The organism is Pseudomonas linyingensis, assembly GCF_900109175.1.
GTDB lineage: Bacteria > Pseudomonadota > Gammaproteobacteria > Pseudomonadales > Pseudomonadaceae > Geopseudomonas > Geopseudomonas linyingensis.
Genome location: NZ_FNZE01000009.1, coordinates 106,462 through 132,544, shown reverse-complemented (window position 1 = coordinate 132,544; position 26,083 = coordinate 106,462). Strand labels below are relative to the sequence as shown.

At 67.2% G+C, this 26,083-nt stretch carries 18 protein-coding genes; 10 read left to right on the top strand and 8 right to left on the bottom strand.

The window, feature by feature from the left end; genetic code table 11:
• Positions 1-102 precede the first annotated feature (102 nt).
• The 5 genes from BMZ19_RS12675 to BMZ19_RS12655 all read right to left on the bottom strand — a co-directional run bounded on the left by BMZ19_RS12675 (position 103) and on the right by BMZ19_RS12655 (position 10,519).
• A complete protein-coding gene (locus BMZ19_RS12675; RefSeq protein ID WP_090311436.1) occupies positions 103-1,644 on the bottom strand; it encodes an efflux transporter outer membrane subunit in 1,542 nt (513 codons plus the stop codon).
• On the bottom strand, positions 1,641-4,748 hold the full coding sequence (locus tag BMZ19_RS12670; protein ID WP_090311434.1) for an efflux RND transporter permease subunit: 3,108 nt from the start codon (positions 4,746-4,748) through the stop codon (positions 1,641-1,643). The genes BMZ19_RS12675 and BMZ19_RS12670 overlap by 4 nt, the downstream gene beginning before the upstream one ends.
• Entirely contained in the window at positions 4,745-7,861 is a 3,117-nt protein-coding gene (locus BMZ19_RS12665; protein WP_090311433.1) for an MdtB/MuxB family multidrug efflux RND transporter permease subunit, read from the bottom strand. The genes BMZ19_RS12670 and BMZ19_RS12665 overlap by 4 nt, the downstream gene beginning before the upstream one ends.
• Positions 7,858-9,183, bottom strand: coding sequence for an MdtA/MuxA family multidrug efflux RND transporter periplasmic adaptor subunit (locus BMZ19_RS12660; protein ID WP_090311431.1), 1,326 nt, complete (start codon positions 9,181-9,183; stop codon positions 7,858-7,860). Before BMZ19_RS12660 ends, BMZ19_RS12665 begins: the two co-directional genes overlap by 4 nt.
• Before the next feature lie 175 nt (positions 9,184-9,358).
• A complete protein-coding gene (locus tag BMZ19_RS12655) occupies positions 9,359-10,519 on the bottom strand; it encodes a Fic family protein (protein ID WP_090311429.1) in 1,161 nt (386 codons plus the stop codon).
• A gap of 217 nt (positions 10,520-10,736) precedes the next feature.
• On the opposite strand from BMZ19_RS12655, the gene BMZ19_RS12650 reads away from it, so the two are divergent.
• The 6 genes from BMZ19_RS12650 (at position 10,737) to arcC (ending at position 19,603) form a co-directional block, all read left to right on the top strand.
• On the top strand, positions 10,737-13,547 hold the full coding sequence (locus BMZ19_RS12650) for an AMP-binding protein (RefSeq protein WP_090311428.1): 2,811 nt from the start codon (positions 10,737-10,739) through the stop codon (positions 13,545-13,547).
• 252 nt (positions 13,548-13,799) lie between these two features.
• On the top strand, positions 13,800-14,156 hold the full coding sequence (locus BMZ19_RS12645; protein ID WP_090311426.1) for a bacteriocin: 357 nt from the start codon (positions 13,800-13,802) through the stop codon (positions 14,154-14,156).
• A gap of 250 nt (positions 14,157-14,406) precedes the next feature.
• Complete coding sequence (locus BMZ19_RS12640) at positions 14,407-16,143, top strand: SulP family inorganic anion transporter (RefSeq protein WP_090311424.1); 1,737 nt, start codon at positions 14,407-14,409, stop codon at positions 16,141-16,143.
• 170 nt (positions 16,144-16,313) lie between these two features.
• Positions 16,314-17,567, top strand: coding sequence for an arginine deiminase (arcA, locus tag BMZ19_RS12635; protein ID WP_090311422.1), 1,254 nt, complete (start codon positions 16,314-16,316; stop codon positions 17,565-17,567).
• Between the two features lie 85 nt (positions 17,568-17,652).
• On the top strand, positions 17,653-18,663 hold the full coding sequence (locus tag BMZ19_RS12630) for an ornithine carbamoyltransferase (protein WP_090311420.1): 1,011 nt from the start codon (positions 17,653-17,655) through the stop codon (positions 18,661-18,663).
• A gap of 13 nt (positions 18,664-18,676) precedes the next feature.
• On the top strand, positions 18,677-19,603 hold the full coding sequence (arcC, locus tag BMZ19_RS12625) for a carbamate kinase (protein ID WP_090311418.1): 927 nt from the start codon (positions 18,677-18,679) through the stop codon (positions 19,601-19,603).
• 65 nt (positions 19,604-19,668) lie between these two features.
• On the opposite strand, the gene ppk2 is transcribed toward arcC, so the two are convergent.
• Positions 19,669-20,493: a polyphosphate kinase 2 gene (ppk2, locus tag BMZ19_RS12620; RefSeq protein ID WP_090311416.1), complete on the bottom strand. Its 825-nt coding sequence runs from the start codon at positions 20,491-20,493 to the stop codon at positions 19,669-19,671.
• Between the two features lie 136 nt (positions 20,494-20,629).
• Positions 20,630-21,127: a thiol peroxidase gene (tpx, locus tag BMZ19_RS12615; RefSeq protein ID WP_090311414.1), complete on the bottom strand. Its 498-nt coding sequence runs from the start codon at positions 21,125-21,127 to the stop codon at positions 20,630-20,632.
• A 254-nt stretch (positions 21,128-21,381) separates the two neighbouring features.
• Here tpx and xthA point away from each other — a divergent pair, with 254 nt between their 5' ends.
• The 3 genes from xthA (at position 21,382) to BMZ19_RS12600 (ending at position 24,077) form a co-directional block, all read left to right on the top strand.
• Complete coding sequence (gene xthA, locus BMZ19_RS12610; RefSeq protein ID WP_090311563.1) at positions 21,382-22,194, top strand: exodeoxyribonuclease III; 813 nt, start codon at positions 21,382-21,384, stop codon at positions 22,192-22,194.
• 101 nt (positions 22,195-22,295) lie between these two features.
• Entirely contained in the window at positions 22,296-23,663 is a 1,368-nt protein-coding gene (locus BMZ19_RS12605; protein ID WP_090311412.1) for a substrate-binding domain-containing protein, read from the top strand.
• A 135-nt stretch (positions 23,664-23,798) separates the two neighbouring features.
• Complete coding sequence (locus BMZ19_RS12600; RefSeq protein ID WP_090311409.1) at positions 23,799-24,077, top strand: peptidylprolyl isomerase; 279 nt, start codon at positions 23,799-23,801, stop codon at positions 24,075-24,077.
• An 83-nt stretch (positions 24,078-24,160) separates the two neighbouring features.
• Here the strand turns inward: BMZ19_RS12600 and BMZ19_RS12595 are convergent, their stop codons facing one another.
• On the bottom strand, positions 24,161-25,309 hold the full coding sequence (locus BMZ19_RS12595) for a PilT/PilU family type 4a pilus ATPase (RefSeq protein ID WP_090311407.1): 1,149 nt from the start codon (positions 25,307-25,309) through the stop codon (positions 24,161-24,163).
• A gap of 460 nt (positions 25,310-25,769) precedes the next feature.
• On the opposite strand from BMZ19_RS12595, the gene BMZ19_RS12590 reads away from it, so the two are divergent.
• Entirely contained in the window at positions 25,770-26,081 is a 312-nt protein-coding gene (locus BMZ19_RS12590) for a hypothetical protein (RefSeq protein ID WP_090311405.1), read from the top strand.
• Positions 26,082-26,083 lie beyond the last annotated feature (2 nt).

The window sequence follows — 26,083 nt, the reverse complement described above, 5'->3', positions numbered from 1 at the left end:
TTCGCGGGGCCGCCTCCGCTACGCGGAGGATCGACCGGAAGGAGGCACCGCGCACCTCCACTGTCCATGAAAACTAGTCCAGAAAACGCCCGAGCGCCGGGTTCAGTCGCCGCTGGCGCTCTGCTCCGCCGCGACACCCTGCCAGCCGCCACCCAGCGCGGCGATCAGCTGCACGCTGGCGGTCAGCCGGCTGCCGAGCAGGTTGAGCTGGGTGCGCTCGTTGGACAGCGCGGCAGTCTGCACGCTGACCACGCTGTTGTAGTCGATGGTGCCGGCCTTGTACTGGTTCTCCACCAGGCGCAGCGACTCGCGGGCGGCGTCCAGCGCCTCCTGCTGCACGCCGCTCTCCTCCTCCAGCACGCGCAGCTGCACCAGGTAGTCCTCCACCTCGCGGAAACTGTCCAGCACGGTCTGCCGGTAGCCGGCCACGGTCTGGTCATAGCGCGCCTCGGCCTGGTCGACCTGCGAGCGGATCAGCCCGGCGTCGAACAGGGTCATGGCGAACTCCGGGCCGATCGACCAGAAACGGTTGGGCGTACTGATCCACTGGCTGAGCATGTCGCTGCGATAGCCGCCGGCGGCGCTCAGGCTCAGGCTGGGGAAGTACGCGGCCTTGGCCACGCCGATCTCGGCGTTGGCACTGATCACCGAGCGCTCGGCGCTGGCCACGTCCGGGCGGCGCTCGAGCAGCTGCGAGGGCACGCTGACCGGCACCTGCGGCAGCGCCGGCACGCCGTCCACCGCGGCCAGCGCGAACTCGGAGGGCGGCACGCCGATCAGCACGGCGATAGCGTGCTCGAGCTGGGCGCGCTGGTACCTGAGGTCGATGGCCTGGGCCTCGGTGCTCTTCAGCTGGGTGCGCGCCTGGGTGACGTCGGACTTGGGGACTATGCCGGCCTGGTACTGGTTCTCGGTGAGCTTCAACGCGCGGGCGTAGGCGGCCACCGTGGCATCCAGCAGGCGCTGCTGCTCGTCCAGCACGCGCAGCTGCAGGTAGTTCTGCGCCAGCTCGGACTGCAGGCTCAGGCGCACCGCGGCCAGGTCGGCGGCGCTGGCCGAGAGGCTGGCGTTGTCGGCTTCCAGCTGGCGGCGCAGCTTGCCCCACAGGTCCAGCTCCCAGTTGACCCCGAAGCTCAGGTCGTAGCTGGTGGAGATCGCGCCGGTGCTGACCCCGCTGGTCACCGTCGAGCCGTCGGCCAGGCGCACCGTACTCTGTCCGGTCCCCTGCCCAGAGCGGGTCTTGCTGGCGTTGCCCGACAGCGAGGGGAAGAACGAGGCGCGGGTGCCGCGCACCAGCGCCTGCGCCTCGCGGTACTGCGCCAGCGACTGGGCGAGGCTCTGGTTGGACCTTTCCAGTCGCTGCTGCAGATCGTTGAGGGCGGCGTCGTCGTACAGTTCCCACCAGGCGCCGCGCGCCAGGGCGTCGGCCGGCTCGGCGGCCTTCCAGCCGGCGGCCTGCTTGAACGCCGCCGGGGTGTTCAGCTCGGGACGCTGGTAGTCCGGGCCGATGGCACAGCCGCTCAGGGTGAGCGCCAGCAGCAATGCAGGGGCGAATTTATTCGCCTTGTCCGTTGCCACGCCGAGCCGGCGGGCGAATGAATTCGCCCCTACAGGGCGAGCAAGTTCGGGGATGGGGGCTGTCATAACGGAGCTTCCAGTGCGGCATCGCTGGGCCGTCCGCGCCAGCGGTTGACGCGATGGCGCAGGCGGTCGAGGTACAGGTAGACCACCGGGGTGGTGTAGAGGGTGAGCAGCTGGCTGAGGATCAGCCCGCCGACGATAGTCATGCCCAGCGGCTGGCGCATCTCCGCGCCCTCGGCGCTGCCGAGCAACAGCGGCAGCGCGCCGAGGATGGCGGCCAGGGTGGTCATCACAATCGGCCGGAAGCGCAACAGGCAGGCACGACGAATCGACTCTTGAGGCGACAGGCGCTCCTGGCGCTCCAGCTGCAGGGCCAGGTCGATCATCAGGATGGCGTTCTTCTTCACCACGCCGATCAACAGGAACAGGCCGAGCAGCGAGATCAGGCTGAACTCGCCGCCGGTCAGGCGGATCGCCAGTAGCGCGCCGACCCCGGCCGACGGCAGGGTGGAGAGAATGGTCAGCGGGTGGATGTAGCTCTCGTAGAGGATGCCAAGGACGATGTACACCAGCAGCAGCGCGCCGAGGATCATCAGCGGCTGGGAACTCTGGGCCTGCTGGAAGGCCCCGCCGGTGCCGCCCATCTTGCCCTGCACCGCGGTGGGCAGGTCGATCAGCGCCACGGCGCGCGCAATGGCGGCGCTGGCCTGGTCCATGCTCACCCCATCGGCGAGGGCGAAGTTGATGCTCTCGGCGGCGAAGGCGCCATCGTGCTGCACGCGGTCCTCCTCCAGGCTGCGCTCCCAGCGGGCGAAGGTCGACAGCGGCACCTGCGCACCATCGCTACCGACCACCCGCACCTGGTCGAGCGCCTCGGGATGCTGGGCGTACTGCGGGTCGATCTCCATCACCACGCTGTACTGGTTGAGGCTCTCGTAGATGGTCGACACCTGGCGCTGGCTGAAGGCGTTATTGAGCAGCGCGGTGACCATGCTCATGTCCACGCCCAGGCGCTTGGCGGCGTCGCGGTCGACCACCAGGGTGATCTGCTGGGCGCCCTCGCCCTCGTTGGCGTCGATGTCGGTCAGCTCCGGCAGGGTCTTCAGCGCGTCGCGCACCCTGGGCATCCAGGTGCGCAGGTCGTCCAGCTCGCTGGCCAGCAGCACGTACTCGTACTGCGAGCTGCCGCCCTGGTGGCCGCCGAAGCGCAGGTCCTGGTCGGGCATCAGGAACAGCTGGCCGCCGGGCACCTTGGGCAGGCTCTTGCGCAGGCGGTCGGCCACCTGCTGGGCGCTGACGTCACGCTCGGCCACGGGCTTCAGGCGCACGATCATGAAGGCATTGTTGATCCCGCCGTCACCACCGATGAAGCCGGCCACGCTCTCCACCGCCGGGTCCCTGAGCACCGCGCGGCGGAAGATCTCCATCTTCGGCTGCATGACCTGGAACGACAGGCCGTCGTCGCCGCGCACCATGCCGACCAGCTGGCCGGTGTCCTGCTGCGGCATGAAGGTCTTCGGCACGCTGACGAACAGCCAGACGTTGAGGGCGATAGTCGCCAGCAGGCTGAGCAGGGTCAGCAGCGAATGCCTGAGCGCCCACTCCAGGCTCTTGCGGTAGAAGGCCAGCACGCCCTCCTGCAGCCGATTGCCCAGGCGCTGCAGGCGATTGGGTACGCGCTCGCCACGTTCGGCGCGCAGCCAGCGCGCGCAGAGCATCGGCGTCAGGGTCAGCGACACCAGCAGGGAGATGACGATGGCCACCGTCAGGGTGATGGCGAACTCGCGGAACAGCCGCTCGACGATACCGCCCATGAACAGGATGGAGAGGAACACCGCCACCAGCGACACGTTCATCGACAACAGGGTGAAGCCGACCTCTCGCGAGCCCTTGAGCGCCGCGGCCAGCGGCTTGTCGCCGGCCTCGATGTGCCGGGAAATGTTCTCCAGCACCACGATGGCATCGTCCACCACCAGGCCGGTGGCGATGATCAGCGCCATCAGCGACAGGTTGTTCAGCGAGAAGCCCAGCAGGTGCATGGCGGCGAAGCTGCCGACCAGCGACACCGGCACCGCCAGTGCCGGAATCAGCGCCGCACGCCAGCGGCCAAGGAAGGCCAGCACCACCAGGATCACCAGGCCGACGGCGATCAGCAGGGTGCGCTCGGCCTCGTGCAGGGTCGCGCGGATGGTCGGTGAGCGGTCCATCGCCACCTCCAGCGCGACGCGGGCCGGCAGCACTGCGCGCAGCGCCGGCAGCTCGGCGCGGATGCGCTCGATGGTCTCGATGATGTTGGCGCCGGCCTGACGGTTGACCACCAGCAGCACCGCCTGCTCGTCGTTGTAGAAGCCGCTGTTGTAGCGGTTCTCCACGCTGTCGCGCACCGTGGCCACGTCGCCCAGACGGATCGCCGCCCCGTCCTGGTGACGGATGATCAGCGGTATGTAGTCGGCGGCCTTGTCCAGCTGGTCGTTGCTGGCCACCTGCCAGTGGCGCTCGCCGGCTTCCAGAGCGCCCTTGGGGCCGCGCACGTTGGCTTCGCTGATGGTCTGGCGCACGTCGTCGAGGGCCAGGCCGTACTGTTCGAGCAGGCGCGGCTGCAGTTCCACGCGCACCGCCGGCAGCGAGCTGCCGCCGATCTGCACCTCGCCGACGCCCGGCACCTGAGACAGCTTCTGGGCGATGATGGTCGAGGCGGCGTCGTACAGCGCGCCCTTTTCCAGCACGTCAGAGGTCAGCGACAGCACCATCACCGGCGCCTGCGACGGGTTGACCTTGCGGTAGGTGGGCATGCTGCGCATGGCGCTGGGCAGCAGGTTGCGCGCCGCGTTGATCGCTGCCTGCACCTCGCGGGCGGCGGCGTTGATGTCGCGATCCAGATCGAACTGCAGGATCACCCGCGTCGAGCCCTGGCTGCTGCGGCTGGTCATCTGGCTGATGCCGGCGATGGTACCGAGCGAGCGCTCCAGCGGTGTGGCCACGCTGGAGGCCATCACCTGCGGACTAGCGCCGGGCAGGCTGGCCTGCACGGTGATCACCGGGAAGTCCATCTGCGGCAGCGGCGACACCGGCAGCAGGCCGAAGCTCAAGGCGCCAGCCAGCAGGATCGCCAGGCTCAACAGCAGGGTGGCGACCGGACGGAGGATGAAGGGGGCGGAGAGGTTCATCGACCGCCCTCGGCCGCCGGCTCAATCATCACACCCGCCGCACTGCGGCCCATGAAGCGCCGGCTCAGGCGGTCGAACCACAGGTAGATCACCGGGGTGGTGAACAGGGTCAGCACCTGACTGACCAAGAGGCCACCGACCATCACCAGGCCCAGCGGCTGGCGCAGCTCGGCGCCGGAGCCCGAGGCCAGCATCAGCGGGATGGCGCCGAACAGCGCGGCCAGGGTGGTCATCAGGATCGGCCGGAAGCGCAGCAGCGCCGCTTGGTGGATCGCCGCCTGCGGGTCCATGCCCTGGTGGCGTTCGGCCTCGAGGGCGAAGTCGATCATCATGATCGCGTTCTTCTTGACGATGCCGATCAGCAGGATGATGCCGATCACCGCGATCATCCCCAGGTCGTTGCCGCTCAGCAGCAGCGCCAGCAGCGCGCCGACGCCGGCCGAGGGCAGGGTCGAGAGGATGGTGATCGGGTGGATGTAGCTCTCGTAGAGCACGCCCAGCACGATGTACATGGTGACGATGGCGGCGAGGATCAGCCACAGGGTACTCGACAGCGAGGCGCGGAACGCCTCGGCGGCGCCCTGGAAGCGGCTCTGGATGCCTTCCGGCAGGCCGACCTCGGCCTGCACCTGCTCGATGCGCGCCACCGCCTCGCCCAGCGCCACGCCGGGTGCCAGGTTGAACGACACGGTGACCGCCGGGAACTGGCCGATGCGGTTGACCTGCAGCGCGGTGGCGCGCTCCTCGACGCGCACCAGGCTGGCCAGCGGCACCTGCACACCGTCGGTGCCGGCCACGTGCAGCTCGCGCAGGGCGTCGAGGCCACGGTCGCGGGCGCCCTGGCTCTCCAGCACCACGCGGTACTGGCTGGTCTGGGTGAAGATGGTGGAGATCTGCCGCTGGCCGAAGGCGTCGTACAGCGCGCCGTCGATGTCGCTCATGGTCACACCGAGGCGCCCGGCCAGGTCACGGTCGATCTGCAGGTAGGCCTGCAGGCCGCGAGTCTGCAGGTCGCTGGTCACATCGCTCAGCTCGGCCAGCGGCTCCAGCGCCTCGACCAGACGCGGCGTCCACTCCTCGAGCAGCGCGGCGTCCGGCGACTCCAGGCTGAACTGGTACTGGGTGCGGCTGACGCGGTCCTCGATGGTCAGCTCCTGCACCGGCTGCAAGAACAGCTCAATGCCCGGCACCTGCGCCAGCTCGGGGCGCAGGCGCTCGATCACCTCGGCGGCGGTGAGGTCGCGCTCGCCGTGCGGCTTGAGGTTGATCTGCATGCGTCCGCTGTTGAGGGTGGCGTTGTCGCCGTCGACGCCGATGTAGGACGACAGGCTGTCCACCGCCGGATCGCGCAGGATCACCTCGGCCAGGCGCTGCTGGCGCTCGCTCATGGCCTTGAAGGAGATGCTCTGCGGCGCCTGACTGATGCCCTGGATGGCCCCGACGTCCTGGATCGGGAAAAACCCTTTGGGAACAGCCATATACAGCACAATTGTGAGACCCAGCGTGAGCAGCGCGACCAGCAGGGTCTTGCCCTGATGGCGCAGCACCCAGGTCAGGCCGCCGTCGTAGCGGGCGATCAGCCAGTCGATCCAGGCGCCGCTGGCCTTGTAGAAGCGACCCTGTTCGCCCTCCGGCTGATGCCTGAGCAGGCGTGCGCACATCATCGGCGTCAGGGTCAGCGACACCACCAGCGAGATGAGGATGGCCACCGCCAGGGTGATGGCGAACTCGCGGAACAGCCGCCCCACCACGTCGGCCATGAACAGCAGCGGGATCAGCACGGCGATCAGCGAGAAAGTCAGCGATATCAGGGTGAAGCCGATCTGTTTGGCGCCCTTGAGCGCGGCGTTCAGCGGCGTCTCGCCCTCCTCCAGATGACGGGCGATGTTCTCCAGCATGACGATGGCGTCGTCGACCACGAAACCGGCGGCGACGGTCAGCGCCATCAGGGTCAGGTTGTTGACCGAGAAGCCGGCCAGGTGCATCACCGCGAAGGTGCCAATCAGCGACAGCGGCACGGCGATCGACGGGATCACCGTGGCCGCCAGGCGACGCAGGAACAGGAAGGTCACCAGCACCACCAGGCACACCGCCAGCAGCAGCTCGAACTGCACGTCGCGCACCGCGGCGCGGATGGTCTGGGTGCGGTCGCTGAGCACCGTCACCTCGACCCCGGCCGGCAGGCTGGCGGTGATCTGCGACAGCAGCGCCTGGATGCGGTCGACCACCTCGATGACGTTGGCGCCCGGCTGGCGCTGCACGTTGACCAGCACCGCCGCGCTCTGGTTGGCCCAGGCGGCCAGGCGCTCGTTCTCGGCGCCGTCGACCACCTCGGCGATGTCGCCCAGGCGCAGGGTGGCGCCGGCGCTGTAGTTGAGCACCAGGTCGCGGTACTCGGCGGCGGACTTCAGCTGGTCGTTGGCGTCCAGCTGGGAGACCCGGGTCGGACCGTCGAAGTTGCCCTTGGGCTGGTTGACGTTGGCGGCGTTGATCAGGTTGCGCACGTCGGACAGGTTGAGGCCATAGGCGGCGAGCGCCTGCGGGTTGACGCGGATGCGTACCGCCGGGCGCTGGCCGCCGGCCAGGCTGACCAGGCCGACGCCGCTGATCTGCGCCAGTTTCTGCGCCATGCGCGTGTCGACCAGATCGTTGACCTCGGGCAGCGGCAGGCTCTTTGAGGTGATCGCCAGGGTCAGCACCGGGGTGTCGGCCGGGTTGACCTTGTTGTATATGGGGGGCGCCGGCAGGTCGTTGGGCAGCAGGTTGTTGGCTGCGTTGATCGCCGCCTGCACCTCCTGCTCGGCGACGTCCAGCTCGACCTCCAGGCCAAAGCGCAGGGTGATCACCGAGGCGCCGCCCGAACTGGTCGAGGACATCTGCTTGAGCCCCGGCATCTGACCGAACTGGCGTTCCAGTGGCGCGGTCACCGCGCTGCCCATCACCTCGGGACTGGCGCCGGGATACAGGGTCAGCACGCGGATGGTCGGATAGTCGACCTGCGGCAGCGCCGCCACCGGCAGCATGCGGTAGGCGATCAGCCCGGCGAGGAAGATCGCCACCATCAGCAGGGTGGTGGCCACCGGGCGCAGGATGAACGGGCGCGACAGGCTCATGCCGCAGGCTTCCGTGCCGGAGCAGCGTCAGCCGGGCGCTCGCCGCGCGGGTTGCTACCCGAAGCGGGCGCGACCGGCGGCGTGGCTTCCTTGAAGGCGCCCTCCACCACTTCGACCGTGCTGCCCTCACGCAGGCGGTCGGTGCCTTCCAGCACCACCTGCTCGCCGACCTGCAGGCCCGCGCCGATCAGGCTCTGTTCGCCGTTGCTGGCGGTGACCGCGACCTGGCGCACCTTGACCTTGTTGTCGGCGTCGACCACGTAGACGAAGGTGCCGCTGGAGCCGAACTGCACCGCCGCCGCCGGCAGCAGCAGGGCTTCGCGGCGGGTTTCCAGCAACAGGCGCACGTTGACGAACTGGTTGGGGAACAGGCGCTCGTCGGCGTTCTCGAAGCGCGCCTTGAGCTTCACGGTGCCGGTGGTGGTGTCGATCTGGTTGTCCAGGCTGGCCAGCACGCCCTCGGCCAGACGCTGACGCTCGCCGCGGTCCCAGGCCTCGACCCTGAGCGACTCGCCGGTGCGATGACGCGCCAGCAGCGCCGGCAGTTCGGCCTCGGGCAGGGTGAAGCTGACGGTGATCGGCGTGGTCTGGGTGATGGTCACCAGCGGCGTGGCATTTCCGGAGGTCACCAGGTTGCCGGCATCCACCTGACGCAGGCCGAGGCGACCGGTGATCGGCGCCTTGATCTCGGTGAAGTCGAGGTTCAGACGCGCCTCGGCCACCGCCGCCTCCAGGCTCTTCAACCCGCCGCGCAGTTGCTCGACGGTGGACTGCTGGCTGTCCAGGGTCTGCTTGGCGATCGAGTCCTCGGCGTAAAGGCCCTGGTAGCGCTTGAGGTCCAGCTCGGCATTCTTCAGCTCGGCGCGACGCTCCTGCAGGTCGCCCTCGGCCTTGTCCAGCGCCGCGCGGTACGGGCGCGGGTCGATCTGCGCCAGCACCTGGCCGGCCTTGACCAGCTGGCCCTCCTCGAACAGCACCTTGGCCAGCTGGCCGTCGACGCGCGGCAGCACGTTCACCGCGTTGTAGGCGGTCACGGTGCCCAGCGCCTTGAGCTCCACCGGGAATTCGCCGAGTGCCGCCGTGGCCAGGCGCACCGGCACCGGGCCGCCCATGCCCATGCCGCGGAAGCCGCCCGGACCACCCGGCCGGCCACCAGGACCGCTCAGGCTGCCGCTGCCCGGCCCGCGGGCAGCGCCCTGCTGCGAGGCGGATTCATCGGCCGGCCACAGCCACCAGGCCAGCGCGCCGGCGAGCAGAACGACACCGGCAATGGCCAGCCAGCGATTACGGGAGGAACGGTTTGGGAGGTTTAGTTCGGACATGGTGCAGGTCACTTTCCTTGGGAGCCTGAACGATAAGGCTTCTCAGTTGGAGCGCAAAGGCTCTTTACCTGCACTTTACAGCCAGAGGGGGTGCGCCGCTCCTGCTACGCGCCCCGGATAGCCCCCGGAGGAGAGAATGTATTCGCGATGGCCGCGGTCGCAGATAAATCTGCTCCTAGAGGGTGGTATTGGCCAGGCCGGGGGTGGGCCAGTTGATCTGGTAACGGGTGCTGCGCCCGCCGCCGGGCAGGCGGACGAGACAACCCTTGTCGAGCAGGTCGCCGAGGTGGCGGGTGGCGGTGGCCTTGGAGACCTTGGCAACGGCCTGATACTGGGCGGCGCTGATGCCGTCCACGAAGCCGCGCTCGCCGCCATCGAGCAGGCGGTTGAGCACCTTGATCTGTTCGGCGGACAGCGCCAGCTGGCGGTGCTGCTGCCAGAAGCGCGACTTGGCCAGCACGCGGTCGATGCGCGCCAGGGCCTGTTGCAGGCTGCACAGCAGGGTTTGCAGGAACCATTCGAGCCAGGACGTGATCTCCAGCGTGGCCTTCTGGCTGGCTTCGAGGATGCGGTAGTAGCCCTGGCGGTCGTCGAGAATGCTGGCCGACATGGCGTAGAAGCGGAGCGCCTGGCGCTCGGCCTGCGCTAACGCCAGGTCGGTGATCGCCCTGGTCAGGCGACCGTTGCCGTCGTCGAAGGGATGCAGGGTGACGAACCAGAAATGGACGATGCCCGCGCGCAGCAGCGGGTCGAGGCCGGCATCGCTGCGGCTCGCCTCGAACCAGTCGAGGAAGGCGGCCAGTTGCTGCTCCAGCCCGTCACGCGGCGGCGCCTCGAAGTGCACGGTGGGGCGGTCGAGACGTCCGGAGACCACCTGCATCGGCTCATCGCCGCGCAGGGCACCGACGCGGATGTTCCGTGGCAGCAGGTCGCGGTCCTGCTCGGGGAACAGCAGGCGGTGCCAGTGCCGCAGGCGATCGAGCGTCAACGGCTGCTGGAAGTGCCGGGTGGCATCCAGCATGAGCTCGGCCAGGCCTTCGCTGCGCGCACTCACACGACTGTCGCCGTCCGTCTCGAGGCCCAGGCGGCGCGCCAGCGAGGAGCGAACCGAGCCGACGTTGAGTTGCTCGCCTTCGATGGCCGAGGAGGTGACGATGTTCTGCAGCAGGGCATCCAGTTCGCTCTGCACGCTGAATTCGCCCCCCACCGCTCCGGCCATACCGAGGAGGCGCCCCTGAGCCTGCGCACAGTCGCGTAGCAACGGCGCCAGGCGCTCGGCCTGCCAGCAGAAATGCGGCCAATCCGGCTGCTGCCAGATCCAGCGTGAGTCTTCCATCTTGGGCCTGCCCCCGGGTGGCGAGCCGAATCGCAGCGCTATTCAGCTCATAAAGTGAGCCGATTGTGCGATCTATTCGGCTCAGCGTCCAGCTAGTGAGCGCAGATAAATCGGCTCCTGTGGGCCTGGCCATGGAGCCGCCAGCGCGCCAGACTCGCTCTGCGACGAACCTGACGCGCCACTTGCCAAGCGCCCGCCCGCTCCCCACACTGCAGGCATGCCTCGTTCCAAGTTTTCCGCTCAACCGTCCGAGGCCGCCCGGTTGCTGGCGCTGGTCGATCAGCTGATCCAGGAAGTTCAGCCCGGCATGCCGGTGCGCGCCACGCTCGACAGCGTGCTCGACCGCGATCTGGGCCTCGACAGTCTGGCCCGGGTCGAGTTGCTGGCCCGCGTCGAGGCTGCGTTCGGCCTGCGCCTGCCCAGCGCCACCCTGGCCACGGCGCTCACCCCGCGTCAGTTGCTCACCGCCCTCGAGACCGCCGGCCTGAGCCCCGCCCCCGCCGAAGCGCCCCATACCCGCCAGTCCGGCCCGGAGCAGGCCGAGGGCCGCCCCGAGGCGCAGGCGACGCTGGTCGAGGTGCTGCAATGGCATGTCGACCGCCACCCCGATCGCCCCCAGGTGATCTTCTATCGCGACGAGCAGACGACCGAAACCCTGACCTACGCCCAGCTCGCCGATGCAGCCGGACGGATCGCTGCCGCCTTGGCGACAGGCGGCCTGCAACCGGGACAGTGCGTGGCGTTGATGCTGCCCTCGGGGCTGGATTTCTTCCGCTGCTTCTTCGGCATCCTGTTCGCCGGCGGCATTCCGGTGCCGATGTACCCGCCAGCGCGCCCCGCGCAGATCGAGGACCACCTGCGTCGCCAGGCCGGCATCCTGCGCAACTGCCAGGCGCCGGTGCTGATCACCTCCGGGCTGGTTCGCCCGTTGGCCCGGCTGCTTACCGGGCTCGCCCCCGATCTCCGGCAGGTGCTGCTGCCCGAGCAACTGCAGGCCACGACACCGCTGGCGCCGCGGGCGGCCGGAGCGGACTCGCTGGCCCTGATCCAGTACACCTCGGGTTCGACCGGCGATCCGAAGGGCGTCGCCCTCGCCCACCGCAACGTGCTCGCCAACATCCGCGCCTGGGGCGGTGCCATCGACCTGTCCTCGACCGACGTCTGCGTCAGCTGGCTGCCGCTGTATCACGACATGGGGCTGATCGTCGCCTGGCTGGGCAGCCTGTATCACGCCTGCCCGCTCGTGCTGCTCTCGCCGCTGGACTTCCTGGCCCGTCCGGAGTCCTGGCTGTGGGCCATCCATCGGCATCACGGCACCGTCGCGGCAGCGCCGAACTTCGCCTACGACCTCTGCGTGCGCCGCCTCGCCGACCGCCCGCTGTCCGGCCTTGACCTGTCGTCATGGCGGCTGGCAGCCAATGGCGCCGAGCCGGTCAGCCCGGACACCCTGGAGCGTTTCGCCGACTGCTTCGCCCGCTACGGTCTGCGCCGCGAGATCCTGACGCCGGCCTATGGCCTCGCCGAATCCACCGTGGGGCTTGCCGTACCGCCACCGGGACGCGGCGTGCAGGTCGACCGGATCGTGCGCGAGACGTTCATCACCCGCGGCCTCGCGAAGCCCGCGGCGGCCGAAGATGCCCAGGCACTGCGCTTCGTATCCTGCGGGCCGCCGCTGCCCGGCCACGCGCTGCGGGTCGTCGACGATGCCGGCCTGCCGCTGCCGGAGCGCCATGTGGGCCACCTGGAGTTCCGCGGCCCCTCGGCCACCGCCGGCTATTACCGCAACCCGACGGCCAGCGCCGGGCTGTTCCATGACGACTGGCTGGTGACCGGCGACTATGCCTATCTCGCCGGCGGCGAGTTGCACATCACCGGGCGCAGCAAGGACCTGATCATCCGCGGCGGCCGCAACTTCTACCCCTATGACCTGGAGCAGGCGGTCGGCGAACTCGCCGGTGTGCGCCGCGGCTGCGTGGCGGTGTTCGGCATTCCCGCCACGGCGAGCGCGGGCGAGCGGCTGGTGGTGGTCGCCGAGACCCGCGAACGCGACACCCGCGCCCGCGCCGCGCTGGAGCGTCGTATCGTCGCGCTGGCCGCCGAGCAGCTCGGACTGCCGCCGGACGTGGTGGTGCTGGCGCCGCCACACAGCGTGCTGAAAACCTCCAGCGGCAAGATCCGCCGGGCGGCCATCCGCGAGGCCTTCGAGCGCGGCACCCTCGGCGCGTCGGCACAGGCACCCTGGCTGCAGCTGCTGCACCTGGCCGGCGCCAGCCTGCCAGGGCGGCTGCGCAACGGTATCGGCAGCCTGGGCGCCTGGCTCTACGGTGTCTGGGCCTGGAGCTGCTTCGGGCTGCTGGCGCCGTTCGCCGTGCTGGCCATCTTCCTGCTCCCGGGTCTGGACCTGCGCTGGACGGTAGCCCAGGGCCTAGCCCGCCTGCTCGCCGCCCTCTGCGCCTGCCCGCTGCGGGTCGCCGGCCTGGAGTGGCTGCCCCGGGGCCCCTGCGTGCTGGTCGCCAACCATGCCAGCTATATCGACGCCCTGCTGCTGGCCGCCAGCCTGCCGCAGGCGGTCGGCTTCGTCGCCAAAGCTGAACTCAAACGCTGGCCGCTGCTGCGGCGACTGCTCGAGCGCATGGGCACGCGCTTCGTCGCGCGCGGCGACTCCCTGCAGGGAATGGAGGATGTGCAAACGCTCGCTGCGCTGGCCAGCGATTCACCGCCGCTGTTGTTCTTCGCCGAAGGCACCTTCGGCGCACAACCTGGACTGCGGACGTTCCGCCTCGGCGCTTTCCTGATTGCCGTGCAGCAGGGCCTGCCGGTGGTGCCGGTGGCGCTCGCCGGCAGTCGTCAGGTCCTGCCGGACGGCTCCTGGCGCCCGCGCCGCGGCCCGCTGGCGGTAACCGTCTGCCCGCCGCTTGCCCCCGAGGGTGAGGACTGGCACGCCGCGCTCGCCCTGCGCGAGGGTGCCAGGAGCGCCATACTCGCGCATTGCGGCGAGATGGATCTGGCCGACGCCGGCTCCACCTGACGCAAGCTTGCAGCCCAGCTTCGCGCTCCAGCGAACCCGGCTCCTTCGTTGTTGTCAGACGTTGCGGCGGCGGCACCGCAGCGTCATCTGACCGTTGGTCTCCGGAAACTGCACGCGACAATGCCGCGCATGAATACTCACCGCCGCGCCTGCCCCAATGGGCGCGGCAGTTCTCAACCGGCGCGCTTGACGTTTGCCTAGTGTCGAGCCGCCCGTGACAATCCACTGTTTTTTTTCAACGAGGTTCACAACATGCGTAAAGCACTTTCCGTCCTGACCCTGAGCCTGCTGTGCGCCCAGGGCGCCATGGCCGATAGCACTACTCGTGCGGCGGTCGGTGGCGGTCTCGGCGGTGCCCTGGGCAACGTCCTCGGTCAATCACTCGGCGGCAAGACTGGCGCTGCAGTCGGTGCCGGCCTGGGCGCTGCGGCCGGTGGCGCGGTCACCGCGAAGGATGGCAAAAAGACCAAAGTCGCCGTAGGCAGTGGCCTCGGCGCGGCCGGCGGCTCGCTGCTGGGCAACACCCTCGGCGGCAGCACCGGCGGCGCCATCGGCGCGGGCCTCGGCGGCGCGGCTGGCGGTGCGGTCGGCAACAACATGGGGCGCTAAACCCCTGCCCGGCTGAGCACATCGCTCATCGCAAGAAGCCCGCGCAATGCGGGCTTCTTGCTGTCGGCCTCCCGGCACGGCTGTGTGCAATCCCGCCAGCGTCTCGAACTACCCGCTCCTCCCGCCAGCCGCCTGCATGTCTTCGTCTGTCTCGCGGGCATATCCCCGATTCTCGGCCTAGTCTTCTTCTTGATCACCAGCAACCCGGCCTTCCGAGCCGGTTTCGTGCGCTCGACAAGGACACCTTCGCATGCGCCCAGAGCCCGACAGCCCAGCCAGCCCGCCCACTGCTTCCTCCTGGTTGCGCTGGCTGCCGGGGCTGCTGATGCTCAAGCAGTACCGCCTCGACTGGCTACCCAAGGATATCGCTGCCGGCCTGGTACTCACCTCCATGCTGGTGCCGGTTGGCATTGCCTACGCCGAAGCCTCCGGCGTGCGGGGCATCTACGGCCTGTATGCCACCATCATTCCGCTGCTGGCCTACGCCCTGTTCGGCCCCAGCCGCATTCTGGTGCTCGGCCCGGATTCGTCGCTCGCCGCGCTGATCCTCGCCGTGGTGCTGCCGCTGTCCGGCGGCGACCCGCTGCGCGCCATCACCCTGGCCAGCATGATGGCGGTGGTTTCCGGACTGGTGTGCATCCTCGCCGGCCTGCTGCGCTTGGGCTTCATCACCGAGCTGCTGTCCACGCCGATCCGCTACGGCTACATGAACGGCATTGCCCTGGTCGTGCTGATCGCCCAGACGCCCAAGCTGTTCGGCATTTCCATCGACGGCGAAGGCCCCCTGCTCGACCTGTGGCATCTGGTCGAGGCCATCGCTACCGGCAAGGCCAACTGGTACAGCTTTGCGGTCGGCGGCGGCAGCCTGGCGCTGATCCTGTTGCTCAAGCGCTTCGAGCGGCTGCCGAGCATTCTCATCGTGGTGATCCTGGCGACCCTGGCCGTCAGCTTCTTCGATCTCAGCAGCCATGGCGTCAAGGTGCTGGGCGACTTGCCCCAGGGTCTGCCCACCTTCACCCTGCCCTGGCTCAGCGGCGTCGACATCGCCACCGTGGTGCTCGGCGGTTGCGCCGTCGCCATCGTGTCGTTCGCCGATACCAGCGTGCTGTCGCGTACCTATGCCGCGCGCACGCAAACCCAGGTCGACCCCAACCAGGAGATGATCGGTCTGGGCGCCGCCAACCTGGCCGCCGGACTGTTCCAGGGTTTTCCCATCAGCAGCAGCTCCTCGCGCACGCCGGTGGCCGAGGCGGCTGGCTCCAAGACCCAGCTGACCGGGGTGGTCGGCGCCCTGGCGGTGGCGGCCCTGCTGCTGGTCGCTCCAGATCTCCTGCGCTACCTGCCCAGCAGCGCGCTGGCCGCGGTGGTGATCGCCGCAGTCATCGGCCTGTTCGAGTTCACCGACCTGAAGCGCATCTACCGCATCCAGCGCTGGGAGTTCTGGCTGTCGATGGCCTGCTTTGCCGGGGTCGCCGTCTTCGGCGCCATCCCCGGCATCGGCCTGGCGGTGGGTATCGCCGTGATCGAGTACCTGTGGGATGGCTGGCGCCCGCATTACGCCATTCTCGGTCGCGCCGACGGCGTGCGTGGCTTTCACGATGTGAAGCGTTATCCGCAAGCCCGCCGGGTGCCCGGCCTGGTGCTGTTCCGCTGGGACGCGCCGCTGTTCTTCGCCAATGCCGAGCTGTTCCGAGAGTGCCTGCTGGAGGCCATCGCGGAGTCGCCGACGCCGGTACGCCGGGTGATGGTGGCGGCCGAGCCGGTTACAAGCATCGACGTCACCTCCGCCGACATGCTCGCCGAGCTGTGCAAAACCCTGCGCGCGCGCGATATCGAGCTGCATTTCGCGGAGATGAAGGACCCGGTCAAGGACAAGTTCAAGCGCTTCGGACTGCTGGAAGTGTTCGGCGGAAACATCTTCCAGCCCACCGTGGGCGCCGGCGTGGATGACTACCTCGGCGATCACGGGGTGGACTGGACGCCCTGAGCCGGGAGCTCGCGGACGTTCTTGAATCGCCAAGGGCAAGCGCAAGCAGAACCAGCGGGTGTTAACAGCGTGAAAAAGCTGACTTTCAGAGGTGCCGTCATCGCAGCCGGAATTGCCGCCTGCGGTCTCTACGCAGGCTTCGTCAGTCTCTAATAGAGAAGGAGTTCCCGATGTCCAAGATCAAACTCGGCGTTCATTCCGAAGCCGGCAAGCTGCACAAGGTGATGGTCTGCTCGCCGGGCCTGGCGCACCTGCGCCTGACCCCGAGCAACTGCGACGAGCTGCTGTTCGATGATGTGATCTGGGTGTCCCAGGCCAAGCGCGACCATTTCGACTTCGCCACCAAGATGCGCGACCGAGGCGTCGACGTGGTGGAGATGCACAACCTGCTGACCGACACCGTGCAGAACAAGGAAGCGCTGAAGTGGATCCTCGACCGCAAGCTGTCGGCCAATCAGGTCGGCGTTGGCTTCGGCGAGGAAATGCGCAGCTGGCTGGAAGGCCTGGAGGCCCGCCAGCTGGCCGAGTTCCTCATCGGTGGCGTCTCGGCCGCCGACCTGCAGAAGGGTCTCGGCGACAGCAGCGTGCTGAAGATGCTGGTCGACTTCCTCGGCAACACCAGCTTCATCCTGCCGCCGCTGCCGAATACCCAGTTCACCCGCGATACCACCTGCTGGATCTACGGCGGCGTGACGCTCAACCCGATGTACTGGCCGGCTCGCCGCCAGGAAACCCTGCTGACCACGGCGATCTACAAGTTCCACCCGGACTTCGTGAATGCCGAATTCGACATCTGGTGGGGCAATCCGGATGAAGAGCATGGCGCCGCCACCCTTGAAGGCGGCGACGTGATGCCGGTGGGCAACGGCGTGGTGCTGATCGGCATGGGCGAGCGCAGCTCACGCCAGGCCATCGGTCAGGTGGCTCAGGCCCTGTTCGCCAAGGGCGCGGCCGAGCGCGTGATCGTCGCCGGCCTGCCCAAGTCGCGCGCCGCCATGCACCTGGATACGGTGTTCACCTTCTGCGACCGCGACCTGGTCACCGTCTTCCCCGAAGTGGTCAACCAGATCGTCCCGTTCAGCATCCGCCCCGACGCCAGCAAGCCGGGCGGTCTGGACATCCGCCGCGAGGGCAAACACTTCATCCAGGTAGTTGGCGAGGCCCTCAACCTGAAGAAGCTGCGCGTGGTCGAGACCGGTGGCGACGCCTACGAGGTCGAACGCGAGCAGTGGGACGATGGCAACAACGTGGTCTGCCTGTCGCCCGGTGTGGTGGTCGGCTACGACCGCAACACCTACACCAACACCCTCTTGCGCAAGGCCGGGGTGGAAGTGGTCACCATCAGCGCCGGTGAACTGGGCCGCGGCCGAGGCGGTGGCCACTGCATGACCTGCCCGATCATCCGCGACCCGGTCGACTACTGATTCGCAAGCGCAGCGGCCTCTCCCGACCGCCGCGCTGGTCCACGTTCATACAGCTCAGCCCAGATTTCACCAGAGGTGATCCGTCATGGCTTTCAACATGCACAACCGCAACCTGCTCAGCCTGATGCACCACAGCACCCGCGAACTGCGTTACCTCCTCGACCTGTCCCGCGACCTCAAGCGCGCCAAGTACACCGGCACCGAACAGCAGCACCTCAAGCGCAAGAACATCGCGCTGATCTTCGAGAAAACCTCCACCCGCACCCGCTGCGCCTTCGAGGTGGCCGCCTATGACCAGGGTGCCAGCGTCACCTACATCGATCCGGGCTCCTCGCAGATCGGCCACAAGGAAAGCATGAAGGACACCGCCCGCGTGCTCGGTCGCATGTACGACGCCATCGAGTATCGCGGCTTCAAGCAGGAAATCGTCGAAGACCTGGCCAAGTACGCCGGCGTGCCGGTGTTCAACGGCCTGACCGACGAATACCACCCGACCCAGATGCTCGCCGACGTGCTGACCATGCGCGAGCACAGCGACAAGCCGCTGCACGAAATCAGCTACGCCTACCTGGGCGACGCGCGCAACAACATGGGCAACTCGCTGCTGCTGATCGGCGCCAAGCTGGGCATGGATGTGCGCATCGCCGCGCCCAAGGCCCTCTGGCCGAGCGACGAACACGTCGCCGCCTGCAAGAAGTTCGCCGAGGAAACCGGCGCCCGCATCACCCTCACCGAAGATGCCAAGGCCGCGGTCAAGGGCGTGGATTTCGTCCACACCGACGTGTGGGTGTCCATGGGCGAACCGGTGGAGGCCTGGGGCGAACGCATCCAGCAACTGCTGCCCTACCAGGTCAACATGGACATGATGAAGGCCACCGGCAACCCGCGGGCAAAGTTCATGCACTGCCTGCCGGCCTTCCACAACAGCGAGACCAAGGTCGGCCAGCAGATCGCCGCGCAGTATCCGCACCTGGCCAATGGCATCGAGGTGACCGACGACGTCTTCGAGTCGCCTTACTGCATCGCCTTCGACCAGGCGGAAAACCGCATGCACACCATCAAGGCGATCCTCGTATCGACCCTGGCGGACATCTGAGAGGAGATCGAGCATGCGACTAGTCATCGCCCTGGGCGGCAACGCCCTGTTGCGCCGTGGCGAGGCCATGACCGCGGAGAATCAGCGCGAGAACGTGCGCGTCGCCTGCGAGCAGATCGCCAAGGTGGCCGCCGGCAACGAACTGGTGATTGCCCATGGCAACGGCCCTCAGGTCGGCCTGCTGGCCCTGCAGGGCGCGGCCTATGATGCCGCCAACCCCTACCCGCTGGACGTACTCGGCGCCGAGACCGAAGGCATGATCGGCTACATGATCGAACAGGAGCTGGGCAACCTGCTGCCGGCCGAGCTGCCCTTCGCTACCATCCTCACCCAGGTCGAGGTGGACGGCGCCGACCCGGCCTTCCAGAAGCCGACCAAGCCGATCGGCCCGGTCTACACCAAGGAAGAAGCCGAGCGCCTGGCCCGGGACAAAGGCTGGAGCATCGCCCCCGATGGCAACCAGTTCCGGCGCGTGGTGGCCAGCCCGCGCCCGCGACGGATCATCGAGATCCGCCCGATCAAGTGGCTGCTGGAAAAGGGCTCGGTGGTGATCTGCGCCGGTGGTGGTGGCATCCCGACCCTGTATCGGGACGGCAAGCTGCAGGGCGTGGAAGCGGTGATCGACAAGGACCTCTGCTCGGCCCTGCTGGCCGAACAGCTGGCAAGCGACCTGCTGGTGATCGCCACCGACGTCGACGCGGCCTATATCGACTGGGGCAAGCCGACGCAGAAAGCCATCGCCGAGGCGCACCCGGACGAGCTGGAGCGCCTCGGCTTCGCCGCCGGTTCCATGGGTCCGAAAGTCCAGGCCGCCTGCGAGTTCGCCCGCCATACCGGCAAGGTGGCGGTGATCGGTTCGCTGCCGGATATCGAGGCAATCGTCCAGGGCACCGCCGGCACTCGCGTCACCACCCAGCAAGCGGGCCTGACCTACCGCTGAATGCCGTTGCTTGTCGGCAAAGGCCCATCGGCATGTCCGCGGGCCTTTGCCTTGTGCGTCACCCTTCAGAAGCGCTCTTCCACCATCCTGAAGGGATACGGCACTGCCTTGTAGCGGCCGATCCTGGTGCGTTTGGGCAGCTTGACCTTCTCCTGCCGGGTGATGTCCTCGTAGGGAATCTGCTGGAGCAGGTGACTGATGATATTCAGGCGCACCCGCCGCTTTTCCTCGGAGCGCGCCATGTACCAGGGGGCCCAGGAGGTGTCGGAGGCCGCGAACATCTCGTCGCGGGCGCGGGTGTACTCGTCCCAGCGACTGAAGGATTTCAGGTCCATGGGCGACAGCTTCCAGATCTTGCGCCCGTCGTCGATGCGGTCCTCCAGGCGGCGTTGCTGCTCCTCGGCACTCACCTCGAGCCAGTACTTGATGAGGATGATCCCGGACTCGACCATCATCTTCTCGAACAGCGGCACAATGCCGAGGAAACGCTGGGCCTGCTCCTCGGTACAGAAGCCCATCACCCGCTCGACACCGGCGCGGTTGTACCAACTGCGGTCGAAGATCACCACTTCGCCGGCTGCCGGCATATGGACGAGGTAGCGCTGCCCATACATCTGGGTCTTTTCCCGGTCGGTGGGCGCCGGCAGCGCCACCACGCGAAACACCCGCGGGCTGACCCGCTCGGTGATCGCCTTGATCGTGCCGCCCTTGCCTGCACCATCGCGGCCCTCGAAGACGACGCACACCTTCAGGCCCTTGGCCACCACCCATTCCTGCAGCTTGACCAGCTCGACGTGCAGCCGCCTCAACTCGGTTTCATAGTCCTTGCGGCCCAGTCTTTCCTTCTCAACCGCTGTTTCCGCTGCTTGTTTCTTCTTTCCCTTGGCCATTGGCTGCTGCCCCGTGATTCGCCCTAACTGGTTTAAAGCTAGCTGACGAATCGGCGTCTGCGGGGCCAGGCATGCAATCGGTGGTTCATCGGCAAACGCGATGGGCCGCAGGGCAGCCCACCGCGCCCGAGGCCGATCAGAGCACGGCCAGTGCCGCGGCGTAGTCAGGCTCGTTGCCGATCTCGGATACCAGCTCGCTGTGCAGCACCTTGTCGTGCTCGTCCAGTACCACCACGGCACGGGCGGCCAAGCCGACCAGCGGGCCCTCGGCGATGGCCACGCCATAGTCCTGGAGGAACTCGCGGCCGCGCAGGGTGGACAGGTTGATCACATTGTCCAGGCCTTCGGAGGCACAGAAGCGCTTCTGGGCGAACGGCAGGTCGGCGGAAATGCACAGCACCACGGTGTTGTCCAATCCACCGGCCTCGACGTTGAACTTGCGCACCGAGGTGGCGCAGGTCGGAGTGTCGATGCTCGGGAAGATGTTCAGCACTTTGCGGCGGCCGACGAAGTCGGCCAGGGTGTGCTCGGACAGATCGGTTCCCACCAGGTGGAAGGCCGGGGCCTGGCTGCCGACCTGCGGCAGGTTGCCGTCGACGCGAACCGGGTTGCCTTTCAGGGTTACTTGAGTCATTTCTTTTTCCTTATTAATCAAGGTGGTTGAGCGCGGATAATGATATTCCACATGAACTGCCATCGAGCCCTGCCCAGTCGCGAGATCGCGGTCAGGCAGCGACTTATCCGTAAAAGCCTAGCATGCAGCCGAACAGACAATTCCATGCACTTTGCGCCACTACTGACGACTCCGCGTCGCGCCAGGCAATCTGGTCGTCCGCCCGCACGATCGGTTAGGATCGCCGCTGAACTGTCGCTATGGAAAACTACTCCGTGAAACTCGTTTCCTTCAATATCAATGGATTGCGCGCACGTCCTCATCAGTTGGCTGAGCTGATCGAGCGGCACCAGCCGGATGTCATCGGTCTGCAGGAAACCAAGGTAGCCGACGAGCAGTTTCCCCATGCCGACATCGAGGCGCTTGGCTACCACGTCGAGTACCACGGCCAGAAGGGCCACTACGGAGTTGCCCTGCTGTCGCGCCAGGCACCGCAGAATCTGCTCAAGGGCTTCCCCTGGGACGGCGAGGACTCGCAACGCCGCTTCATCGGCGCCACCTTCACCGACGAGCACGGCCAGCCACTGCACGTATTCAACGGCTACTTCCCCCAGGGCGAGAGCCGCAATCATGCGATCAAGTTTCCGGCCAAAACGCAGTTCTACGCCGATCTGCAGCGCCTGCTGGAAGAACGCTTCACTCCGCAGGACGGCCTGGTGGTGATGGGTGACTTCAACATTTCGCCGCAAGATATTGATATTGGAATAGGTGCAGAGAACGCCAAGCGCTGGCTGCGCAGCGGCAAGTGCAGCTTCCTGCCGGAAGAACGCGAGTGGATGGCCCGCCTGCACGCCTGGGGGCTGGTCGACAGCTTCCGTCAGCTGCACCCCGAGGTTTGCGACCGCTTCAGCTGGTTCGACTACCGCAGCCGCGGCTTCGAGGACCAGCCCAAGCGCGGCCTGCGCATCGATCTGATCATGACCTCCAGCGGCCTCATCCCGCGCCTGCAGGCTGCCGGCATCGACTACGACCTGCGCGGCATGGACAAGCCTTCCGACCACGCGCCGATATGGCTTGAGCTGGCGTGAACCAGTTCACACTTGCGCGGTTGTCTTGTAACAGAACGGTCATCGCATTGACTTAATCTGCGCGGCATCTTCAAACCTGACCAACAAGGTTCCCTGCCGCCATGCTGCGCTCCCCCCGCCGTCTGCCTTTCACTGCCCGTCTGCTGTTCGGCGGGTTGCTGGCCATTGCCACTCCGCTCGGCAGCTTCGCCGCCCTGCCCCTGCCCACCGACGGCAAGCCGGCCCTGCGCCTGCAGGGTTCCAACACCATCGGCGCCAAGCTGGGGCCGGCGCTGGTCGGCGGCATGCTGGAGAAGGACGGTTTCACCGAGGTGCGCATCGAGGACAGCGGCGAGAACGAGCAACGTGTCACCGCGCGTGACGACAAGGGTCGCCTGGTCAACATCGCCATCGCTGCCCACGGTTCGAGCACCGGGTTCGTCGCTCTGGACAACAACAGCGCCGAGCTGGCCGCTTCCTCGCGCCCGATCAAGGACAGTGAAGCCGCCAGTCTGGCCCGCCTCGGCGACCTGAAGAGCCCGGAAGGCGAACAGGTGATCGCCATCGACGGCCTGGCGGTGATCCTGCACCCCGCCAACCCGCTGACGGCACTGTCGGTCGCGCAGCTGGGCCAGGTGTTCGCCGGCGAGGTGAAGACCTGGGAGGAACTGGGTGGTCGCGGTGGCGCGATCAACCTGTACGCCCGCGACGACAACTCGGGCACCTGGGACACCTTCAAGGAGCTGGTGCTGAGCAGCCAGGGCAAGAGCCTGGCCGCGTCGGCAAAGCGCTTCGAGTCGAGCGTCAAGCTGTCCGATTCGGTCAGCCAGGACCCGCAGGGCATCGGCTTCATCGGCCTGCCCTACATCCGCCAGGCCAAGGCGCTGGCGGTCAGCACCGGCGACTCGCAGCCGATGCTGCCGAGCACCGAACTGGTGGCCACCGAGGACTATCCGCTGTCGCGCCGCCTGTTCCTGTACATGAAGCCGGGTGAAGGCAATCCCTGGGCCCAGCAGCTGGTGCGTTTCGCCCACAGCCCGCGTGGCCAGGCAATCGTCGCGCAGACCGGCTTCATCGCCCAGACCGTGAAGGCCATGAAGGTCGATGCCCATGGCGAGATGCCGGACAGCTACAGCGCTCTGGCGAACAACGCCCAGCGTCTGGCGGTCAACTTCCGCTTCGCTGAAGGCAGCTCCGAACTCGACAACAAGGCGCTGCGCGACCTGCGTCGGGTGCTGAGCTATCTGCGCGACAACAACAAGATGATGAGCCAGGTGGTGCTGGTCGGTTTTGGCGACCCCAAGCATGACAACCGCGACCGCGCCCTGCTGCTGTCCAAGCTGCGTGCCATGGCGGTGCAGCGCGAACTGGTCAAGGGCGGCGTGCTGGTCCGCGAAATCAGCGGCCTGGGCGATGCCCTGCCGGTCGCCGCCAACGACAGCGAGGACGGCCGCCGCAAGAACCGCCGCGTGGAAGTCTGGGTCTACTGATCCATCATTGCACCGGATGACAAAGGCCGCTGCCGCCCCAGGCGCAGTGGCCTTTTTGTTCCCGAGCGGGCATGACCGAACGGGGCTCACGCGCTAAACTGCGCGCCCTTCGCCATCCACTCGAGGAGTCCGCCGATGCCCATCGCCATGGCCCGCCACATCCTGGTCAAGACCGCCGCCGAAGCCGAGCAGCTCAAGGCGCGTCTGGCCAAGGGCGAGGACTTCGCCACCCTGGCCCGCCGGCATTCGTTCTGCCCCTCGCGCAAGCGCGGCGGCGATCTCGGCGAGATCCGTCCGGGGCAGATGGTCAAGCCGTTCGAGAACGTGGTGTTCCGCAAACCGCTGCACCAGGTGCAGGGTCCGCTGAAGACCCAGTTCGGCTGGCATCTGGTGCTGGTCTACCTGCGCAGCTGAAACAGGAATGCCGGAGTCGACTCGCGTCCGCTCCGGCATTCCTTGGGGTGCGGGCGCCGTCATCACGACGGCGCTGGCAGGGGTCAGACGAAGGGCTGTTCCTCTTCCTCTTCCATGGTCGGCTCCAGGCTCCAGGTCGAGGTATCGTCGGGCTTGGCCTGACCGCCCTCGCCGTCGCGATGCAGCTTCAGCTTGAGGCGCACGTTGTTCGCCGAGTCGGCGTTTTTCACCGCTTCCTCTTCGCTGATCGCGCCCTCGTTGACCAGATCGATCAGCGCCTGGTCGAAGGTCTGCATGCCCAGCGGTCGCGACTTCTCCATGACTTCCTTGATCAGGTTGAAGTCGCCCCGCTTGATCAGGTCGCGGATGGTCGCGGTACCCATCAGGATCTCCACCGCGGCGCGACGCTTGCCGTCGACGGTCTTCACCAGACGCTGGGAGACGAAGGCCTTGAGGTTGTTGCCGAGGTCGTTGAGCAGTTGCGGACGACGCTCCTCGGGGAAGAAGTTGATGATGCGGTCCAGCGCCTGGTTGGCGTTGTTGGCGTGCAGGGTGGAGATCGCCAGGTGTCCGGTTTCCGAGAACGCCAGGGCGTGCTCCATGGTCTCTCGGTCGCGGATCTCGCCGATCAGGATCACGTCCGGCGCCTGGCGCAGGGTGTTCTTCAGCGCCGCCTGGAAACTGCGGGTGTCTACGCCGACCTCGCGCTGGTTGATGATCGACTTCTTGTGCCGATGCACGTACTCCACCGGGTCCTCGATAGTGATGATGTGACCGCTGTGATTGCGGTTGCGGTGGTCAATCAGAGCCGCCAGCGAGGTGGACTTGCCCGAGCCGGTGCCGCCGACGAACAGCACCAGACCGCGCTTCTCGAGGATCACGTCAAGCAGCACCGGCGGCAGCTTGAGATCATCGAATAGAGGGATATCCAGCTTGATGTTGCGCGCGACGATGGACACCTCGTTGCGCTGCTTGAAGATGTTGATCCGGAAACGGCCGATGTTGGGCAGCGAGATGGCCAGGTTCATCTCCAGCTCGCGCTCGAAATCGACCCGCTGCTCGGCATCCATCACCTCGGCGGCGATCTTCGCCACGTCGCCCGGCATCAGCACGTCCTTGCTCAGGGCGCGCAGCACGCCGTTGAACTTGGCGCAGGGCGGCGCGCCGGTCGAAAGGTAGAGGTCGGATCCATCCTGGCTGGCCAGGATGCGCAGCATTTCCGTGATGTTCATCGAGATAAACGCCGTAACAGGTTGATCTAAAAGGCCATCATTCTGCATCAAGCAAGGCGTGACGCCCATCACGGTTATCAGGATTGAGAAACCGTCGATCCTTTGGGCTGCCGCGGCTGACGCAAAGCGCTACAATTGCGCCTTTTTTGCGCACCAGCGCGCTCCTTCCGGGACAGATTTGTGATTTCCACCGCCAATATCACCATGCAGTTCCCTAGGGGTTCTCATGGTGCTGGGTGTGTAGGAATTACGGGGCTTTCAGCCACATCAGAACACACCAAAACACCCCGCTTGCCCCAAAACGTGCCCCAAGCGCACGGCTGAGAAAGGCTCCCTCCCCGCCCGTTCTGGGCAGCGAAACTTCCCTCCAGCTCTTCGCCGGCGCCGAAATCAGGCCCTGGCATATCGCCAGCTTCCGTGGCTATCCTCCCAGCCCCTGCATCGCATGGAAGCCCCTCTCATGAAAGTCCAACCTGCAGCCCTCGCCATCATCCTCGCCGCTTCTGCGTCACTGATCGGCTGCGTGGACAAGGAAGCCGAACGCCGAGAGCGCGCCGAGTCTCTCGCCCGCGACAAGGCCCGAGCCGACCGCCTGCTCCAGCAAGGCGCCCGGCTGATCAGCTCGACCAAGGTCGACGGCTCGGTGGTCGAGGTCGTCTCGGTGCCGGTGCCAGGCACCATCGAAGGTGTGCCCGAGGTCCGGCAGTGCATCATCGTGCACGGCCTCTCGACCGCTATAGACTGCTCGGACCCCGAGATAGTCCTGCCCTGAGC